This window comes from Streptomyces rimosus subsp. rimosus, from assembly GCF_000720725.1.
GTDB classification, from domain to species: Bacteria; Actinomycetota; Actinomycetes; order Streptomycetales; family Streptomycetaceae; genus Streptomyces; species Streptomyces rimosus_A.
Map to the genome: position 1 here is coordinate 67,509 of NZ_JOCQ01000010.1, position 18,626 is coordinate 86,134.

The 18,626-nt window shown below is 73.8% G+C and carries 2 protein-coding genes and 2 pseudogenes; all 4 read right to left on the reverse strand.

Features of this window, described 5'->3' with window-relative positions; all coding sequences use genetic code 11:
* Nucleotides 1-110: 110 nt before the first annotated feature.
* The 4 genes and pseudogenes from IH45_RS1000000148620 to IH45_RS0107610 all read right to left on the reverse strand — a co-directional run bounded on the left by IH45_RS1000000148620 (nt 111) and on the right by IH45_RS0107610 (nt 18,616).
* Nucleotides 111-10,409, reverse strand: coding sequence for a type I polyketide synthase (locus tag IH45_RS1000000148620; protein ID WP_050514622.1), 10,299 nt, complete (start codon nt 10,407-10,409; stop codon nt 111-113).
* Between the two features lie 266 nt (nt 10,410-10,675).
* Nucleotides 10,676-12,052: pseudogene (locus IH45_RS1000000150950) on the reverse strand (type I polyketide synthase); the annotation flags it as partial.
* Between the two features lie 69 nt (nt 12,053-12,121).
* A pseudogene (locus tag IH45_RS1000000150955) lies at nt 12,122-12,172 on the reverse strand (polyketide synthase docking domain-containing protein); the annotation flags it as partial.
* Between the two features lie 36 nt (nt 12,173-12,208).
* Entirely contained in the window at nt 12,209-18,616 is a 6,408-nt protein-coding gene (locus IH45_RS0107610; RefSeq protein ID WP_050514623.1) for an SDR family NAD(P)-dependent oxidoreductase, read from the reverse strand.
* Nucleotides 18,617-18,626 lie beyond the last annotated feature (10 nt).

The following is an 18,626-nucleotide window of genomic DNA, read 5'->3' on the forward strand; positions in this document are numbered from 1 at the left end:
CCCGCCATCTTCGCCGCGGTGGACTGCGGGTTTCCCTAGATGAGTGCGCGGATACGCCGCGGCGGGCGGCCGGATGGCCGCCCGCCGGGGCGCTGGTCACCGCTGCCGAGTCACTCCTGGCCGAGGGTGTCCAGCCAGTCCTTGACGATCCGCGCGGTCTGCGGGGCCTCGTCGCGCATCATCGAGAAGTGGTCCGCGTCCACGATGCGCACCTGGGCCGTCGGGAACGCCTTGCTCTTCTCGTCCTCGCTCGCGGCGGCCGCGATGTCCTCCAAGCCGGAGGTCTCCTTGGTGGCGCGGACGACCAGTACGGGAGCGGTCGTGTGGGCCACGTCGAGCCGGGCGAGCAGGTTCATCCACCGCCCCATGCCGGAGAGCCTGGAGTTCGTGATCCGCACCGGCGATTCCTCGTCGGCCAGGAAGTTGCGGTGCATCAGCCGGTCGTAGTCGATCTGCTCCTTGTCGTCGTGCCGGATGCTGACGGAGTCCAGCAGCACCACGGCTTCGGGCCTGATGCCCCAGGTGGCCTCCAGCAGCCCGGCGGCGGCGTAGGCGTACGTACCGCCGGAGGAGTGCCCGGCCAGGATGAAGCGGTTGCCGTCGCTCGCGCGCAGGGCGCTCTCCGCGATGGTCCGGACCGCGGTCGTCACCGTGTCCGGCAGCCGTTCCCCGGCGGCGAAGCCGACCAGCGGCACCGCGCTGACGTGCCGTTCGCCACGGAAGGGCGCGGCGAACCTGGCGTACTCGTGGATGCCGCCGTTGGCGGTGGGGGTGCTGACGCAGATGATCCGCGGTTCGGCGGGGCCTTCGGCGAGCGTGGTCGGCAGCGGCAGCTCCTCCAGCTCGGCCGTGTTCTCGAAGGTCTCGCGCAGGCCGGTCAGCGCCCGCAGCATCAGCCTGACCTCCGGGAAGCGCCCGTGGTCCATGGCGTCGAGGAACATCCGCTCCAGCGAGTCGGGTTCCGGCCCGGCCAGGAGGAGGCCCCCCTCGGACGCGGAGCCGGCGAGTCCGGGCTGTGCGGCGAATTCGCCGCGCAGCCGTGCGCCGAGGTCGGCGGGGGTCTTGGTGTCGAAGACCACCGTCGCGGGCAGTTGCAGCCCGGTGGCCACGGTGAGCCGGTTGCGCAGTTCGATCGAGGTCAGCGAGTCGAGACCGAGCTCGTAGAAGTCCCGGCGGGGCTCGATGTCCAGCGGGGACGCGTAGCCGAGGATGAGGGCGGCCTCGCCGCGGACGAGGTCGACGAGGTGGCCGACGCGCTCCCCTTCCGGCATTTCCAGCAGCTTCTGGGTGAAGGTGGCCGGGGTGCCGGACGTGCTCGTGGCGTTCGAGGCGGTCCGCCTGCTCTGGCGGACCAGCCCGCGGAACATCGGAGGAATCTCGGCCTGCGACGACCGGGGGCCGGTGATCAGGCTGACCGCCATCAGGACAGGGTCGGCACAGCCGCGCGCGGCCTCGAAGAACTCCATGCCCTCCTCGACGGTGACCGGCGCCATGCCGTTGACCCGCATGCGCTGCACGAGGGCCGGGTTCAGGCTCCCGGCCATGCTGCTGTTGTGCACGTCCCAGTGGCCCCACTGGAGCGACTGACCCGGCAGGCCCAGGGCGGCGCGGTGCTGGACCAGGCCGTCGAGGAAGGCGTTCGCGGCGGCGTAGTTGGCCGTGCCCGCGGCGCCCAGCGTTCCGGAGACGGAGGAGAACATGATGAACGCGGCGAGGCCGGAGTCCTTGGTGGCCTCGTGCAGATGCCAGGCGGCGTCCACCTTCGGCCGCAGCACCGGTGTCAGGCGCTCGGGGGTCAAGGTGGTGACCACGCCGTCGTCGAGGGTGCCGGCGAGGTGGACGACCGCGGTCAGCGGGTGCTCCGCCGGGATAGCGGCCAGGAGGCCGGCGAGCGCGTCCGGGTCCGCCGTGTCGCAGGCCGCGATGGTGGGCTCGGCGCCCAGGGACCGCAGTTCACCGGCCAGTTCGTCCGCGCCGTGTGCCGCCGGGCCGCTACGGCTGACCAGCAGCAGGTGCCGGGTGCCGGTGGTGGCCAGGTGACGGGCGAGCTCGACGCCCAGGCCGCCGGTGGCACCGGTGATCAGTACGGTCCCTTCGGGGTCCCAGTCCGGCGACCGGCTCTCGGAGTCGGCGGGCAGCCAGGCCAGCCGGCCCATGCGCACCGTCTTGTCGCGGACGACGAACTGGGCCTCTCCCGTGGGCAGCAGGTGCGGCAGGGTGGCGAGGAGCAGGTCCACGTCGGCGCCGTTGCCGTACTCGTCGGCGTCCTCGACATCGGCCAGGACGAAGCGGCCGGGGTGCTCCGCCATGGTGGAGCGCACCAGGCCCCACAGGGCGGAGCCGGTCAGGTCGCCGCCCTCGACCGCGCCCTTGGTCAGGAACACCAGTTGCGAGGTGGCGAAGCGGGCGTCGGCGAGCCATTCCTGGATCAGGAGCAGGGCCTGGGTCGTCAGCTCGTGCACGGACTGCGGGAATCCGTTCTCCGCCCGGCGTACGGGGACCAGGACCAGGTCGGGGCTGCCCGTCACCTCGGCGAGCGCGGTGGCCCCCAGGGGGGCGAGGACCGTGCTCCGGGTGTCGTGCGCGGCCTCCGTCTGCGGCGCCTCGATCCATTCCAGGCGCAGCAGCTTCTCGCGAGCGCTGCGGGCAGCGCGCTTCGGGGCGTCGGCGAGGGCGCGCAGCGTCAGGCCCTCCGCCGACAGTACGGGTTCTCCCGCGGCGTCGACCGCGGTGAGGCTGACGCGGTTCTCACCGGTCCTGGTGATCCGTGCCCGGACCGCCGAGGCGCCGGCGGCGTGCAGCGACACATTGCTCCAGGAGGCGGCGTACGGGAGGTGTTCCCCGTCGGTCGCGCCGCTGAAGGCGGTGCCGTGCAGGGCCGCTTCGAGCAGGGCGGGGTGCAGGCCGAAGGACGCGGCGTCGGAGGCCGGGCCGTCCGGGAGCGCGGCTTCGACGTAGGTGTCGTCGCCGCGGACCCAGGCCGCCTGCAGCCCGCGGAAGGCGGCGCCGTACTCCGTCCCCTCGTAGAAGCCGTCCACGTCGGCCTCGGTGGCGTCACCGGGCGGCCAGGCGGACGCGTCGAAGTCCGCGGTGTGCTCGCCGGTGGCGAGGGTGCCGGTGGCGTGCCGGGTCCAGGGCTCGTCCGGCTTGGCCTGGGGCCGTGTGAAGAACTGGATCTGCCGGTTGCCCTCGTCATCGGGGGCGCCGACCGACACCTGGAGCACCAGGGCCGCGCCGTCGGTGAGGTGCAGCGGTGTGTCGAGGGTCAGCTCGGCGATCCGGTCGCAGTCGAACCGGTCCCCGGCGCTGACGGCCAGCTCGATGAACCCGGCGGCCGGGAAGACGGTCGCGCCGCCTGCCACGTGGTCCTTGAGCCAGGGGTGGGTCTCCGCCGACAGCCGGCTGGTGAACAGCGTGCCGCCGCCGTCCGCCAGCGGCACCGCGGCGCCGAGCAGCGGGTGTTCGGTGGGCAGCAGGCCCGCCGAGGTGACGTCGCCTGCCAGGGCCCGGCGCTTCGGCCAGTACCGCTGACGCTGGAACGGGTAGGTGGGCAGGTCGGCGCGGCGGGCTCCGGTGCCGTCGAAGATCCGGGCCCAGTCCGCTTCGACCCCGGCGACGTGCAGCTGCGCCAGGGTGGTGAGCAGGGCCGTCTCTTCGGGGTGGTCCTTGCGCAGGGCGCTGACGGTGACGGGGGCGCCGTCCACGTTGTGCGGGACCATGCCCGTCAGCGCTCCGTCGAGGCCCAGCTCCAGGAAGGCCGAGACGTCCTCGTCGGCCAGGGTGCGGACCGCGTCGGCGAAGCGGACGGGCTCGCGGACGTTGCGGACCCAGTAGTCGGCGGAGCGCATCAGCTCCTCCGGGGCGCGCCCGCCGGTCACGGTCGAGACGAGCGGGATGCGCGGCTCCTGGTAGGACAGGCCCTCGGCGACCTGGCGGAACTCGTCCAGGATCGGGTCCATCAGCGGGCAGTGGCCGGCGACCTGCACCGCCACCTGCCGCGTCTTGCGGCCCTCGGCGGCGAACGCGTCGGTGAGACGCTGGGTGGCGGGCCCGTCGCCGGCGATGACGACGGACTCCGGTCCGTTGACCGCCGCGATCGAGACACCGTCGGTCAGCCGCGCGGTCACGTCCTTCTCGCTCGCCTGGACCGCCACCATGATGGCGCCCCGGCCCTCCAGGGTGCCCATCAGCCGCCCGCGGGCGGCCACCAGGGTGCAGGCGTCCTTGAGCGAAAGGACCCCGGCGACGTGTGCGGCGGCGATCTCGCCGAACGAGTGCCCGCCGACGAAGTCGGGCCGTACGCCCCAGGATTCGACCAGGCGGAACAGCGCCACCTGGATGGCGAACATGGCCGGCTGGGTGAACCGGGTTTGGTCCAGCCGCTCCGCGTCGGTGCGGATCACCTCGCGCAGCTCGTCGTCGAAGTGGGCCAGTACCGCGTCCAGGGCCTCGGCGAACACCGGGAACCGGTCGTACAGTTCGCGGCCCATTCCGACCCGCTGTCCGCCCTGGCCCGGGAAGAGCATCGCCAGCGAGCGGTCCTCGGCGGTGCCGCGGGCGATCTCCTGGCCGTCCAGCAGCACCGCGCGGTGCGCGAACAGCGGCCGCCCGGTGGCCAGCGAGAAGCCCACGTCAACGGGCGCGAGTTCGGGCCTCTCGGCGACCCATTCCCGGAGCTGTTCGATCCCGTCGTCCAGTGCCTGGGACGACTTGCCCGAGACGAGCCACGGGACGGCCTGCGGCTCGACGGGCCGGGTCTCCGGGACCGGCCGCCCGGCGCCCGCCGGTGCCTGTTCGAGGATGGCGTGGGCGTTGGTGCCGCTCATGCCGAACGAGGAGACCGCGCCGCGGCGCGGGCGTCCGGTGTCCGGCCAGTCGGTCTGCTCGGTCAGGAGCTTGACGTCTCCCGCCGTCCAGTCGACGTGCGAGGAGGGCGTGTCGATGTGCAGGGAGCGCGGCAGTACGCCGTGCCGCAGCGCCATGACCATCTTGATGACGCCGGAGACACCGGCCGCCGCCATGGTGTGGCCGATATTCGACTTCAGCGAGCCGAGCAGCAGCGGCTGCCCCTCGGGCCGGTCCTGGCCGTAGGTGGCGAGCAGCGCCTGCGCCTCGATCGGGTCGCCGAGCGAGGTGCCGGTGCCGTGCGCCTCGACCGCGTCCACCTCGTCCGTGGACAGCCCGGCGTTCGCCAGGGCCTGGCCGATGACGCGCTGCTGGGAGGGGCCGTTGGGCGCGGTCAGGCCGTTGGAGGCGCCGTCCTGGTTGACGGCGGAGCCGCGGACGACGGCCAGGATCTCGTGGCCGTTGCGGAGGGCGTCGGACTGCCGCTCCAGTACGAGGACGCCCACGCCCTCGGCCCAGCTCGTGCCGTCGGCGTCGTCGGAGAACGCCTTGCACCGGCCGTCCGTCGCCAGCGCGCCCTGCCGGCTGAACCCGGCGATGCTCATCGGCGTGGACAGCAGCGTCACACCGCCGGCCAGCGCGAGCGAGCACTCGCCGTTGCGCAGGGCGTGGGTCGCCAGGTGGAGGGAGACCAGCGAGGACGAGCACGCGGTGTCGACGGTGACGGCCGGGCCCTCCAGGCCGAAGGTGTAGGACAGCCGCCCGGACAGGACGCTGCCCGCGAGCCCGGTGCTGGCGTGGGCCTCCACGTCCTCGGCGGAGTTCATCAGGATGCTGGCGTAGTCGGAGCCGCTGGTGCCGACGAAGACGCCGGTCTCGGTGCCCCGCAGGGACACCGGGTCGATGCCGGCCCGTTCGACGGCCTCCCAGGAGGTCTCCAGCATCAGCCGCTGCTGCGGGTCCATCGCCATGGCCTCGCGCGGGGAGATGCCGAAGAACGGGGCGTCGAAGTCGCCGAGGCCGTCCAGGAAGCCGCCCCTGGACGCGGAGCTGCGGCCCTGGTCGCCCTCGGCCCCGCCGAGCAGGGTCTCCAGGTCCCAGCCGCGGTCGGTCGGGAAGGCGGAGATGCCGTCGCGCCCGTCGGTGACGAGCCGCCACAGGTCCTCGGGGGACCGCACGCCGCCGGGCAGCCGGCAGGACATGCCGACGATGACGACCGGGTCGTCGGCGGACGCCGTGCTGACCGCGGTGGCGGGGCGGGCCTCGCCCTGCTCGTCGAGCAGGACGGCGATGAGGTGGTCGGCGAGTACGACGGGGTTCGGGTAGTCGAAGACGAGGGTGGCGGGCAGCCGCAGGCCGGTGGCGGTGGACAGACGGTTACGGAGTTCGACGGCGGTCAGCGAGTCGAAGCCCAGGTCGTTGAAGTCGCGCCGGGTGTCGATGGCCTTGGCGGAGGCGTGCCCGAGCACGGCGGCGGCCTCGGTGCGTACGAGGTCGACCGTGAAGGCGCTCCGCTCGTCCCGGCCCAGCTCCGTCAGCCGTCGGGTGAGCCGCGCCGCCGCGGCGGCACCGCCCGCGGAGCCCGCTGCCGTACGGCGGGCGCCCTTGACCAGGCCGCGCAGCACCGGCGGTACGACGCCGCGGCCCCGGGCGCCGGTGGCGAGGGGGCCGACCGGGGCGAGGTGCGCCGCGTCGGTCGCGGTGGCGGCGTCGAACAGCGCCACTCCCCGCTCGGCCGACAGCGGCGGCACGTCCAGCGACGGGATCCGCTCCGGGTCGGACGGCGTCCGGGTGGCCCCGTCCGCCGCCCAGGCGCCCCACGCGAGGGACTGGGCGGGCAGGCCGAGGGCCGTACGGTGCCGGGCGAGCGCGTCGAGGAAGACGTTGCCCGCGGCGTGGTTGCCGTGAACGGCGCTGCCCATGACGCCCGAGACGGACGAATACAGCACGAACGCGGCGAGGTCGAGGTCCTTGGTGGCCTCGTGCAGGTGCCAGGCCGCGTCCGCCTTCGGGCGCAGCACGGCCGACAGCCGCTCGGGCGTCAGCGAGGACACCTCGGCACCGTCGAGGGTGCCGGTGGTGTGGACGACGGCGGTCAGCGGGTGCGCGGCGGGCACCGCGTCGAGCGCGGCGGCCACCGCGGCGCGGTCGGCCGGGTCGCAGGCGGTGATGGTCACTTCGGCGCCGTGTGCGGCGAGTTCCGCGTGCAGTTCGATGGCGCCGGGCGCGTCCGGGCCGCTGGGGCCGGTCAGCAGCAGGTGCCGTACGCCCCGCTCGGCCACCAGGTGCCGGGCCAGCTCGGCGCCCGGGCCCTCCGTACCGCCCGTGATCAGGACCGTGCCGTCCGGGTTCCACGCCCGGGGCAGCGTCAGCACGATCTTCCCTACGTGCTGCGCCCGGCTCATGAACCGGAACGCCTCGGGGGCCCGTCGCACGTCCCACGTCGTCACCGGCAGCGGGCGGATCTTCTCGGCGGCGAACAGCTCCAGCAGTTCGCCGAGCATGTCCCGGGTGCGCTCCGGACCCGCCTCCGCGAGGTCGAAGGCGCGGTAGCGCACTCCGGCGGCGGACCCGGGGTCACGGAGGTCCGTCTGGCCCATCTCCAGGAAGTGGCCGCCGGGGGCGGTCAGCCGCAGGGAGGCGTCGATGAATTCGCCCGTGAGGGCGTTCAGCACGACGTCCACGCCGCGGCCTTCGGTGACCGCCCGGAACCGCTCCTCGAAGTCGGTGGTCCGGGAGGAGGCGATGTGGTCGTCGGCGACGCCCAGTTCGCGCAGCGTGTCCCACTTGCCCTCACTGGCCGTGGCGAACACCTCGGCACCGAAGTGCCGGGCCAGCTGGATCGCCGCCATGCCCACGCCGCCGGCTCCGGCGTGCACCAGGACCGACTGGCCGGGGCGGAGACCGGCGAGGTCCTTGAGGGCGTAGTACGCGGTCAGGAAGACCATCGGCACGGAGGCGGCCTCGGTGGCCGACCAGCCCTCGGGGATGCGGGCCAGCAGTCGCGCGTCGGCGACGGCCTCCGGGCCGAAGCCGCCGAAGACCAGGCCCGTCACGCGGTCCCCGGGGTGCAGGTCCTGCACGCCGGGTCCGGTCTCGGTCACCACGCCGGCGGCCTCGGCGCCCAGCACCCCGGCGTCGCCCGGGTACATGTCCAGGGCGTCCAGCACGTCGCGGAAGTTGACGCCCGCGGCCTGGACCTGGATGCGGACCCGGCCCTCGGTGAGCGGTTCCCGGACCTCCGGGCAGGGGGCGAGGGTGAGGTTGTCCAGGCTGCCCTTGGCCGTACTGGCCAGCCGCCACGGTGCCTTGAGGGGCGGGAGCAGGCCGGCGCCGCTGCCGAGGGGAGCCAGCCGCGGCACTCGAACGGCGCCGTCGCGGACCACAAACTGGGCGTCGTCGGTGGCCAGCAGCCCCGGGAGCGCCGCGAGCACTCCGGCCGGGTCGCCGTCTTCGAGGTCCAGGAGGACGAAGCGTCCGGGGTTCTCGGTCTGCGCCGAGCGCACCAGACCCCACACCGCGGCTGCCGCCACATCCCGTACGGGCTCGCCCTCGTCGGCGGAGACGGCGCCGCGCGTGACGAACACCAGGCGCGTGGTGTCGGAGTCCTCCCGGCCCGCCCACTCGTGGAGCAGGCCCAGGACCCGGGCGGTGAGTTCGTGCGCCGCGGCGGGCACGTCGTCGCCCGTGCCGCCGGACACGGAGGCCAGTACGAAGTCCTCGTCCCCGGTGAGATCCGCGAGGGAGGCTACCGACGCGCCCACCGCGAGTGCGTCGTCGCCCAGGGACACGCACCGGGTCTCGGCGGGCTGTACCTCGGGCGCCGCCACCCAGTCGAGCGACAGCAGCCCGTCGTACTCCACGCCCGGACGCGTCGCCAACGCCCCGCCGAAGCCGTCGGCTCGACCGCGCAGGACAAGCGCCTCGGCGGACAGGACGGGTGCGCCCTCGACGTCGACGGCCGCGACGGACACCGTGTCGTCACCGGTCTTCACCACGCGGGCCCGCAGCACCGACGCTCCCCCGGCGTGCAGCGACACACCGCGCCAGGCGGACGGCAGGAGGAGTTCGTTCTCGCCGACCCCGGCCATGCGGTGGGACTGGAGCACCGCGTCCAGCAGTGCGGGGTGGATCCCGAACGATCCGGCCTCCTCGGCCACCTGGCCGGGCAGCGCCGCCTCGACGAAGATCTCGTCGCCGCGCCGCCATACCGAGCGCAGGCCCTGGAAGGCCGGGCCGTAGCCGGTCCCGTCGTAGAAGCCCTCCAGGTCCACGACCACGGCGCCCTCCGGCGGCCAGGCCGCGGAGCCGATGTCCGCGATCCGTTCGCCGCTGGTCAGGGTGCCCTGGGCGTGCTGCGTCCACGGCTCGTCGGCCGCGGCGCCCTCGGCCCGCGAGTACACCGAGACCGTACGGGCGCCCGCCTCGTCGGGAGCGCCGACCAGCACCTGGACCTGGGCGGCGCTCTCCTCGGTGAGCTCCAGCGGGGCGAGCAGGGCGAACTCCTCGATCCGGTCGCAGCCGGCCTGGTCACCGGCGCGCAGGGCCAGTTCCAGGAAGCCGGTGGCCGGGAAGAGGACGCTGCCGCCCAGGACGTGGTCGGTCAGCCACGGGTACGTCTGCGTCGACAGCCGGCCGGTGAACAGCACCTCGCCGGAGTCGGCGAGGGTGAGGGTCACGCCCAGCAGCGGGTGCTCCGCCGGAAGGAGCCCGGCGCCCGTCACGTCCCCGGAGAGCGCGGCGGGGCGGGGCCAGTACCGCTCGTGCTGGAAGGGGTACGTGGGCAGCTCCACGCGGCGCGCGCCGGTGCCGGCGAACCACGTCGCCCAGTCCACCGTCACACCCGTGACGTGCAGCCGCGCCAGCGCGGTCAGCAGTGCCGACTCCTCGGAGCGGTCCTTGCGCAGGGCGCTGACGAAGACCGCGGCCTCGTCCGCACCGTGCTGGGCCATCGCCGTCAGCACGCCGTCCGGCCCCAGCTCCAGGAAGACGGACGCTCCTTCGGCCTCCAGGGCGCGGACGCCGTCCGCGAAGCGCACCGTCTCGCGTACGTGGCGGACCCAGTACCCGGGCGAGCACACCAGCTCGTCGTCGGCGAGGTCCCCGGTCACGTTCGAGACGAGCGGGATCTGCGGAGCCTTGAACGACAGGCCCTCGGCCACCTGCCGGAAGTCTTCCAGCATCGGGTCCATCAGCGGCGAGTGGAAGGCGTGGCTCACCGACAGGCGCTGCGTCTTACGGCCCTCGGCCGCCAGCCCCTCGGCGATCCGCAGAACCCCGGACTCCTCCCCCGCGAGCACCACTGCCTGCGGGCCGTTGACCGCGGCGATCGACACCCCGTCGACCAGCCGCCCGGTCACCTCGTCCTCGGTGGCCTGCACGGCCACCATGGCGCCGCCCGCGGGCAGCGCCTGCATCAGCCGTGCCCGCGCCGCGACGAGCGCACACGCGTCTTCGAGCGACAGCACCCCGGCCACGTGTGCGGCGACGATCTCGCCGATGGAGTGACCGGCCACGAAGTCGGGGCGGAGGCCCAGGGACTCGGCCAGGCGGAACAGCGCCACCTCGACGGCGAACAGCGCCGGCTCGCGCCCTGGCCCGAGAACAGCACCGCCAGCTTCCCGTCGGTCTCCTGGGCGAAGCCCTTCGCCGCCTCGACGGTTTCGCCGTCCTCGGACAGCAGGACCGCGCGGTGCTCCAGGTGCGCCCGGGTGGTCGCCAGGGAGAATCCCAGGTCGACGGGCGACAGGCCGGTCAGCGCGGTGATCTGCTCGCGCTGTGCGGCCAGGGCTTCCTCGGACCTGGCGGAGACCAGCCACGGCACGACCTCCGGTACGACCGTCACGGCCTCCGGAGCGGCTTCCGCGACGGTGTCCGCAGCGGTCTTCGGCTCGCTCCCGTCCTGCTCGCCGGAGTCCTCGGCCGATGCCTCGGCGGACTCTTCGGCGACCGGTGCCGGGGCCTGCTCAAGGATGACGTGGGCGTTGGTGCCGCTGATGCCGAACGACGACACACCGGCCCGCCGCGGACGGCCGGCCTCGGGCCACGCGCGGGACTCCGTCAGCAGCTCGACCGCGCCGGACGCCCAGTCCACGTGCGACGACGGCACATCGGCGTACAGCGTCTTCGGCAGGACGCCGTGCCGCAGCGCCAGGACCATCTTGATGAGTCCCGCCGCACCGGCCGCGGCCTGCGTGTGGCCGAGGTTGGACTTCACCGAGCCCAGCAGCAGCGGCCGTTCCGGGTCGCGGTCCTGGCCGTACGCGGCCAGCAGGGCCTGCGCCTCGATCGGGTCGCCCAGGGTGGTGCCGGTGCCGTGCGCCTCGACGGCGTCCACGTCCGCGGGGGTGAGGCCGGCGCTCGCCAGCGCCTGCTGGATCACCCGCTGCTGGGAGGGGCCGTTGGGCGCCATCAGACCGTTGGAGGCGCCGTCCTGGTTGACGGCCGAACCGCGGACGACGGCCAGGATCTCGTGGCCGTTGCGGCGGGCGTCGGAAAGGCGCTCGACCACGACGATGCCCACGCCCTCGGACCATCCGGTGCCGTCGGCGTCGTCGGAGAACGCCTTGCACCGGCCGTCGGACGCCAGCCCGCCCTGCCGGGTGAATCCGGCGAAGCTCATCGGCGTCGACATCACCGTGACACCGCCGGCCAGCGCCAGCGTGCACTCGCCGTTGCGCAGCGCGTGGGCCGCCAGGTGCAGCGAGACGAGGGAGGAGGAGCAGGCGGTGTCGACGGTGAGGGCCGGGCCTTCCAGGCCGAAGCTGTAGGCGAGCCGGCCGGACAGGATGCTGCCCGCGAGGCCGGTGCTGCCGTGGCCCTCGATGTCCTCGCGGGAGTTCAGCACCGCGTTGATGTAGTCGACGCCGCTGGTGCCGACGAAGACGCCGGTGCGGCTGCCGCGCAGGGACACCGGGTCGATGCCGGCGCGTTCGAACGCCTCCCAGGAGGTCTCCAGCAGGATGCGCTGCTGGGGGTCCATCGCCACGGCCTCGCGGGGCGAGATGCCGAAGAAGGCCGCGTCGAACGAGGCGGCGTCCACGAAGCCGCCTTCGGCGGTGGCGCTGCTGCCGCCGCCCTCACCGCTGAGAATGTCGAGGTTCCAGCCACGGTCCGCCGGGAAGGCCGAGATGCCGTCACGGCCGTCGTCCAGCATCCGCCAGAGCTCTTCCGGCGACCGCACGCCCCCCGGCAGCCGGCAGGACATGCCGACGATGGCTATCGGCTCCTGCTTGGCGGACTCTGCCTCCCGAAGCCGTTGGCGGGTCTGGTGCAAGTCGTTCGTGACCCACTTGAGGTAGTCAACGAGCTTCTTGTCGTTCGGCATGACTGGAACCTTCCGTGTATGTGCTGGGGGCCGGATTCAGCGAGCGCTGTGCCGGCCGAGCTCGTTGTCGATGAAGGCGAAGATCTCGTCGGTGCTGGCGGCCTCGATCCGCTCGGCGACCTGCTCCCCGTCCTCCTCCGCCGGGGCTCCGCGCCAGGTGTCCAGGAGCTGCGCCAGGCGCCCGGCGACGGCGGCCCTGGTGCGGGCGTCGGGCTCGCCGGCGGCGAGTGCGGCGTCGAGCCGGTCGAGCTCCGCGAGGAGGTCCGGGCCCGCGTCGGACTCGTCCACGAGCTGCGAGACGAGGTGGCCGGCGAGTGCGAGGGGGTTGGGGTAGTCGAAGACGAGGGTGGCGGTCAGCCGCAGACCGGTGGCGGTGGACAGCCGGTTGCGGAGCTCGACCGAGGTCAGCGAGTCGAAGCCCAGGTCGTTGAACTCCCGCCGGGTGTCGACGGCCTTGGCCGAGGCGTGCCCGAGCACGGCCGCCGCCTCGGTCCGTACGAGGTCGGTCAGCATCCGCGTGCGCTCCTCCGGGCGCGCCTCGCGCAGCCGCTGGGCGAGTGTCGCGGCCGCTTCGGTGCCGCCCGCGCCGCCTGCCGCCGTACGGCGGGCGCCCTTGATCAGGTTCCGCAGGACCGGCGGTACGGCACCGCGGTCCCGGGCGCCGGTGGCGAGGGGGCCGACCGTGATGAGGTGCGCCGCGTCGGTCGTGGTGGCGGCGTCGAACAGGGCCAGTCCCTGCTCGACGGTCAGGGGCGCGGCTCCGGAGGAGGCGATCCGCTGGACGTCGGCGTCCGAGAGGGTGGCGGTCATGCCTCCGCTCGGGGCCCAGGCGCCCCAGGCCAGGGAGTGGGCGGGCAGGCCCTGGGCCGTACGGTGCCGGGCGAGCGCGTCGAGGAAGACGTTGCCCGCGGCGTAGTTGCCCTGGCCCGCGCCGCCGAGGATGCCCGAGACGGACGAGTACATGACGAACGCGGCGAGACCGAGATCCTTGGTGGCCTCGTGCAGATGCCATGCCGCGTCCACCTTCGGGCGCAGGACGGCCGACAGGCGCTCGGGCGTCAAGGACGCCACCACGCCGTCGTCCAGGACACCGGCGGTGTGGACCACCGCGGTCAGCGGGTGCGCGGCGGGCACCGAAGCCACCATCTCCGCGGCCGCTTCCCGGTCGGCGACGTCGCCCGCGACGATGGTCACCTCGGCGCCGTGGGCGGCCAGTTCCGCACGCAGTTCCTGCGCGCCCGCCGCCTCGGGGCCGCTGCGGCTGGCCAGCAGCAGGTGCCGTACGCCCCGCTCGGCCACCAGGTGCCGGGCCAGCTCGCCGCCCAGGCCGCCCGTACCGCCGGTGATCAGCACCGTGCCGTCCGGGTCCCAGGCGCGCGGCAGCGTCAGCACGATCTTCCCGACGTGCTGCGCCCGGCTCATGAACCGGAACGCCTCCGGCGCACGCCGGACGTCCCAGGTCACCACCGGCAGCGGGCGGATGGTGTCCGCCGCGAACAGCTCCAGCAGTTCGTTCAGCATCCCCTGTACGCGGTCGGGGCCCGCGTCGGCGAGGTCGAACGCCTTGTAGTTCACCGGGGCGGCGGACTCGGGGTCGCGGATGTCCGTCTTGCCCATCTCCAGGAAGTGGCCGCCGGGGGCGGTCAGCCGCAGGGAGGCGTCGACGAATTCACCCGCCAGGGCGTTGAGCACCACGTCCACGCCACGGCCACCGGTGACCGCCCGGAACCGCTCCTCGAAGTCCGTGGTCCGGGAGGAGGCGATGTGGTCGTCGGCGACACCCAGCTCGCGCAGCGTGTCCCACTTGCCCTCACTGGCCGTGGCGAACACCTCGGCCCCGAAGTGCCGGGCCAGCTGGATCGCCGCCATACCGACGCCGCCGGCTCCGGCGTGCACGAGAATCGACTGGCCGGGCTGAAGGCCGGCGAGGTCCTTCAAGGCGTAGAGCGCGGTCAGGAAGACCAGCGGTACCGATGCCGCGTCCTCGGGTGTCCAGCCCTCGGGGATACGGGTCAGCAGCCGCTGATCGGTCACCCCGACCGGTCCGTAACCGCCGAAGACCATGCCCATCACGCGGTCTCCCGGGCGCAGTCCGTGCACACCGGGACCTGTTCCGGTCACCACACCGGCGGCCTCGGCGCCCAGCAGCCCGGCCTCGCCCGGGTACATGCCCAGGGCGTTCAGGACGTCGCGGAAGTTGACGCCCGCGGCCTGGACATCGATGCGGACCTGGCCCTCGGTGAGCGGGTCCAGGATGTCCGGGCACGGCGCGAGGACCAGGTTGTCCAGACTGCCCTTGGCCGCGCTGTCCAGCCGCCACGGCACGTCGGCGGGCGGCAGCAGGCCCGCGCCGCCGCTGAGGGAGGCCAGCCGTGCCACCCGGACAGCGCCGTCGCGGACCACGAACTGTGCGTCGTCGGTGGCCAGCAGCCCCGGGAGTTCCGCGAGAACGTCCGTCAGACCGCCGTCTTCGAGGTCGTCGCCGTCGTCGAGATCCAGGAGGACGAAGCGTCCGGGGTTCTCGGTCTGCGCCGAGCGCACCAGGCCCCACACCGCGGCCGCAGCCATATCCCGTACGGGCTCGCCCTCGTCGGCGGATACGGCGCCGCGCGTGACGAACACCAGGCGCGTGGCGCCGGATTCCTCCCGGCCGAGCCAGTCCTGGAGCACGCCCAGGGCCCGGGCCGTCACCTCGTGGGCCATGGCGGGCACGTCGTCGTCCGTACCGCCGGACACGGGGACCAGCACCAGGTCCTCGTCCCCCGTCAGGTCCGCGAGGGATGCGACCGACGCGCCCACTCGGAGGTCGTCGTCGCCCAGGGACACGCACCGGATATCGGCGGGCTGCACCTCGGGCGCCGCCACCCAGTCCAGCGACAGGAGCGTTCCGTGTTCCGTGCCGCGCTGTCCCGCCGGCCGGCCGGCTCCGGGGTTCTGGTAGGCCCGTATCACCATCGCCTCGGCGGACAGGACGGGCGCGCCCTCGACATCGACGGCCGTGATGGACACCGAGTCCTCACCGGTCTTCGCGACCCGGGCCCGCAGCACCGACGCTCCCCCGGCGTGCAGGGAGACGCCCCGCCAGGCGAACGGCAGGGCGTCCTCGTGCTCGCTGCCGACTCCGGCCATCCGGTGGGACTGGAGCACCGCGTCCAGCAGCGCGGGGTGGAGCCCGAAGGATCCGGCGTCCTCGGCCACCTGGGCCGGGAGCGCCACCTCCACGTAGGCCCCGTCCTCGTACTGCCACACCGAGCGCAGGCCCTGGAAGGCCGGGCCGTAGCCGGTCCCGTCGTAGAAGCCCTCCAGGTCGGCGGCCACCGCGTCCCGCGGGGGCCAGGTCCGGTCGCCGAAGTCCGCGATGCGCTCCCCGCTGGTCAGGGTGCCCTCGGCGTGCTGCGTCCACGGCTCGTCGGCAGCACCGTCGGTACGCGAGTGCACCGAGACCCTGCGGGCGCCCGTCTCGTCGGGCGCGCCGACCACCACCTGTACTTGTGCGGCGCTCTCGTCCGCGAGCACCAGAGGAGTCAGCAGCAGGAACTCCTCGACGCGGTCGCAGCCGATCTGGTCACCGGCGCGCATCGCCAGCTCCAGGAAGCCGGTGGCCGGGAAGAGGACGCTGCCGCCCATCTTGTGGTCGGTCAGCCACGGGTGCGTCTGCAGCGACAGCCGGCCGGTGAAGACGACCTGGCCCGAGTCCGCGACGGTCAGCGTCGCGCCCAGCAGCGGGTGTCCGGCAGGCTGAAGGCCCGCTCCGGTCACGTCTCCGGAGAGCGCGGCGGGGCGGGGCCAGTACCGCTCGTGCTGGAAGGGGTACGTGGGCAGCTCGACGCGGCGGGCGCCGGTGCCGTCGAAGATCCCGGACCAGTCGATGCCGACGCCCGTGACGTGCAGCCGCGCCAGCGCGGTGAGCAGGGCGGCCTCTTCGGGGCGGTCCTTGCGGAGGGCGGGGACGGTCACGGCCGTCTCGTTCAGGGTGTGCTGGGCCATCGCCGTCAGCACACCGTCCGGCCCCAGCTCCAGGAAGACCGAGGCGCCCTCGGCCGCCAGCGCGCGTACGCCGTCGCCGAAGCGCACCGTCTCCCGTACGTGCCGCACCCAGTACTCGGGCGAGCACACCAGCTCGTCGTCGGCGACCTCTCCGGTCACGTTCGAGACGATGGGGATCTGCGGAGCCTCGTACGACAGTTCCTCGGCCACCTGCCGGAAGTCCGCCAGCATGGGGTCCATCAGCGGCGAGTGGAAGGCGTGGCTCACCGGCAGGCGCCGGGTCTTGCGGCCCTCGTCGGCGAACTCCGCCGCGATCCGCAGCACCTGGAATTCCTCCCCGGCGAGCACCACCGCTCCGGGGCCGTTGACCGCCGCGATCGACACCCCGTCGACCAGCCGCCCGGTCACCTCGTCCTCGGTGGCCTGCACGGCCACCATCGCGCCGCCCTCCGGCAGGGCCTGCATCAGCCGTGCCCGCGCCGCCACCAGCACACACGCGTCTTCCAGCGAGAACACCCCGGCCACGTGCGCGGCGGCGATCTCACCGATCGAGTGCCCGGCCACGAAGTCCGGGCGAACGCCCCAGGACTCCACCAGCCGGAAGAGCGCCACCTCGACGGCGAACAGCGCCGGCTGCGTGCACCCGGTCTCGTCCAGGCCCTCCGCCTCGCCGAAGATCACGTCCCGCAGTCCGGCGTCGAAGTGCTTCAGTACGGCGTCCAGCGCCTCGGCGAACACCGGGAACCGGCCGTACAGTTCCCGGCCCATCCCGGCGCGCTGCGCGCCCTGGCCCGAGAACAGCACCGCGAGCGAGCGGCCCGTCTCCGCGCGGCCCCGGGCCGCCTCGGACAGTTCGCCGTCGGAGCACTGCGCGAGCAGCACCGCGCGGTGCTCGAAGACCGAACGGCCGTTGGCGAGCGAGAACCCCACGTCGGCCGGGGACGACGCGCCCCGCAGCGCCGAGATCCGTTCGATCTGCGCCGCCAGGGCCTCCTCGGACCTGCCCGACACCAGCCAGGGCACCACGGCCGGTGCCACCTCGGATTCCGGGGCCGGCTCGTCGGCCGGTGCCGCCTGTTCCACGATCACATGGGCGTTGGTGCCGCTGATGCCGAACGACGACACGCCCGCCCGCCACGGCCGGTCGGCCGCGGGCCACTCGCGCGGCCCCGTGCCCAGGAGTTCCACCGCGCCGGACGCCCAGTCCACGTGCGACGACGGCGTGTCCACGTGCAGCGTCTGCGGCAGCACGCCGTGCCGCATCGCCAGGACCATCTTGATGATCCCGGCCACCCCGGCAGCGGCCTGCGTGTGGCCGAGGTTGGACTTCACCGAGCCGAGCAGCAGCGGCCGCTCGGGGTCGCGGTCCTGGCCGTACGTGGCCAGCAGCGCCTGGGCCTCGATCGGGTCGCCGAGCGGCGTGCCCGTGCCGTGGGCCTCGACCGCGTCCACGTCCGAGGCGGACAGGCCCGCGCTCGCCAGCGCCTGGCGGATCACCCGCTGCTGGGACGGGCCGCTGGGCGCGGTGAAGCCGTTGGAGGCGCCGTCCTGGTTGACGGCCGAGCCCCGTACGACGGCGAGCACGGGGTGCCCGTTGCGGCGGGCGTCGGAAAGCCGCTCGACGAGGAGCACGCCGACGCCTTCCGACCAGCCGGTGCCGTCGGCGGCCTCGGAGAACGCCTTGCACCGGCCGTCCGCCGCGAGGCCGCCCTGCCGGCTGAACTCCATCAGGGAGCCGGGGGACGACATGACGTTCACGCCGCCGACCAGGGCGAGCGAGCACTCACCGGCACGCAGGGCGTGGGCCGCCGAGTGCAGGGCCACGAGCGAGGAGGAGCACGCCGTGTCGACCGTCACCGCCGGGCCTTCGAGGCCCAGCGTGTAGGACAGCCGCCCGGAGGTGGCGCTGGCGGCGATCCCGGTGCCGATGTCGCCGGTGGCGTCGGACAGCGAGCGCACCAGCAGGTAGGCGTAGTCCTGGCCGTTGGTGCCGACGAACACGCCGGTGCGGCTGCCGCGCAGCGACACCGGGTCGATGCCGGCCCGCTCGATCGCCTCCCAGGAGGTCTCCAGCAGGAGCCGCTGCTGCGGGTCCATGGTGAGGGATTCGCGGGGCGAGATCCCGAAGAAGTCCGCGTCGAAGTCGGCCACGCCGTCGAGGAAGCCGCCTTCCTGGCTGACGGCGTTGCCGCGCTGGTCGACCCCGGCGTCCCGCAGGGCGTCGAGGTCCCAGCCGCGGTCCGTGGGGAACGCGCCGATCGCGTCCTTGCCGGAGGCCAGCAGTTCCCACAGGTCCTCGGGCGAGTTCACGCCGCCGGGGTAGCGGCAGCTCATCGCCACGATCGCGAGCGGTTCGGTGGCCGCGGCGACGAGGGTGCGGTTCTGCCGGCGCAGGTGCTCGGCTTCCTTCAGCGAGGCGCGGAGGGCCGCGACGATCTGCTCACTGGATGTGGACATGGTCCCTCTT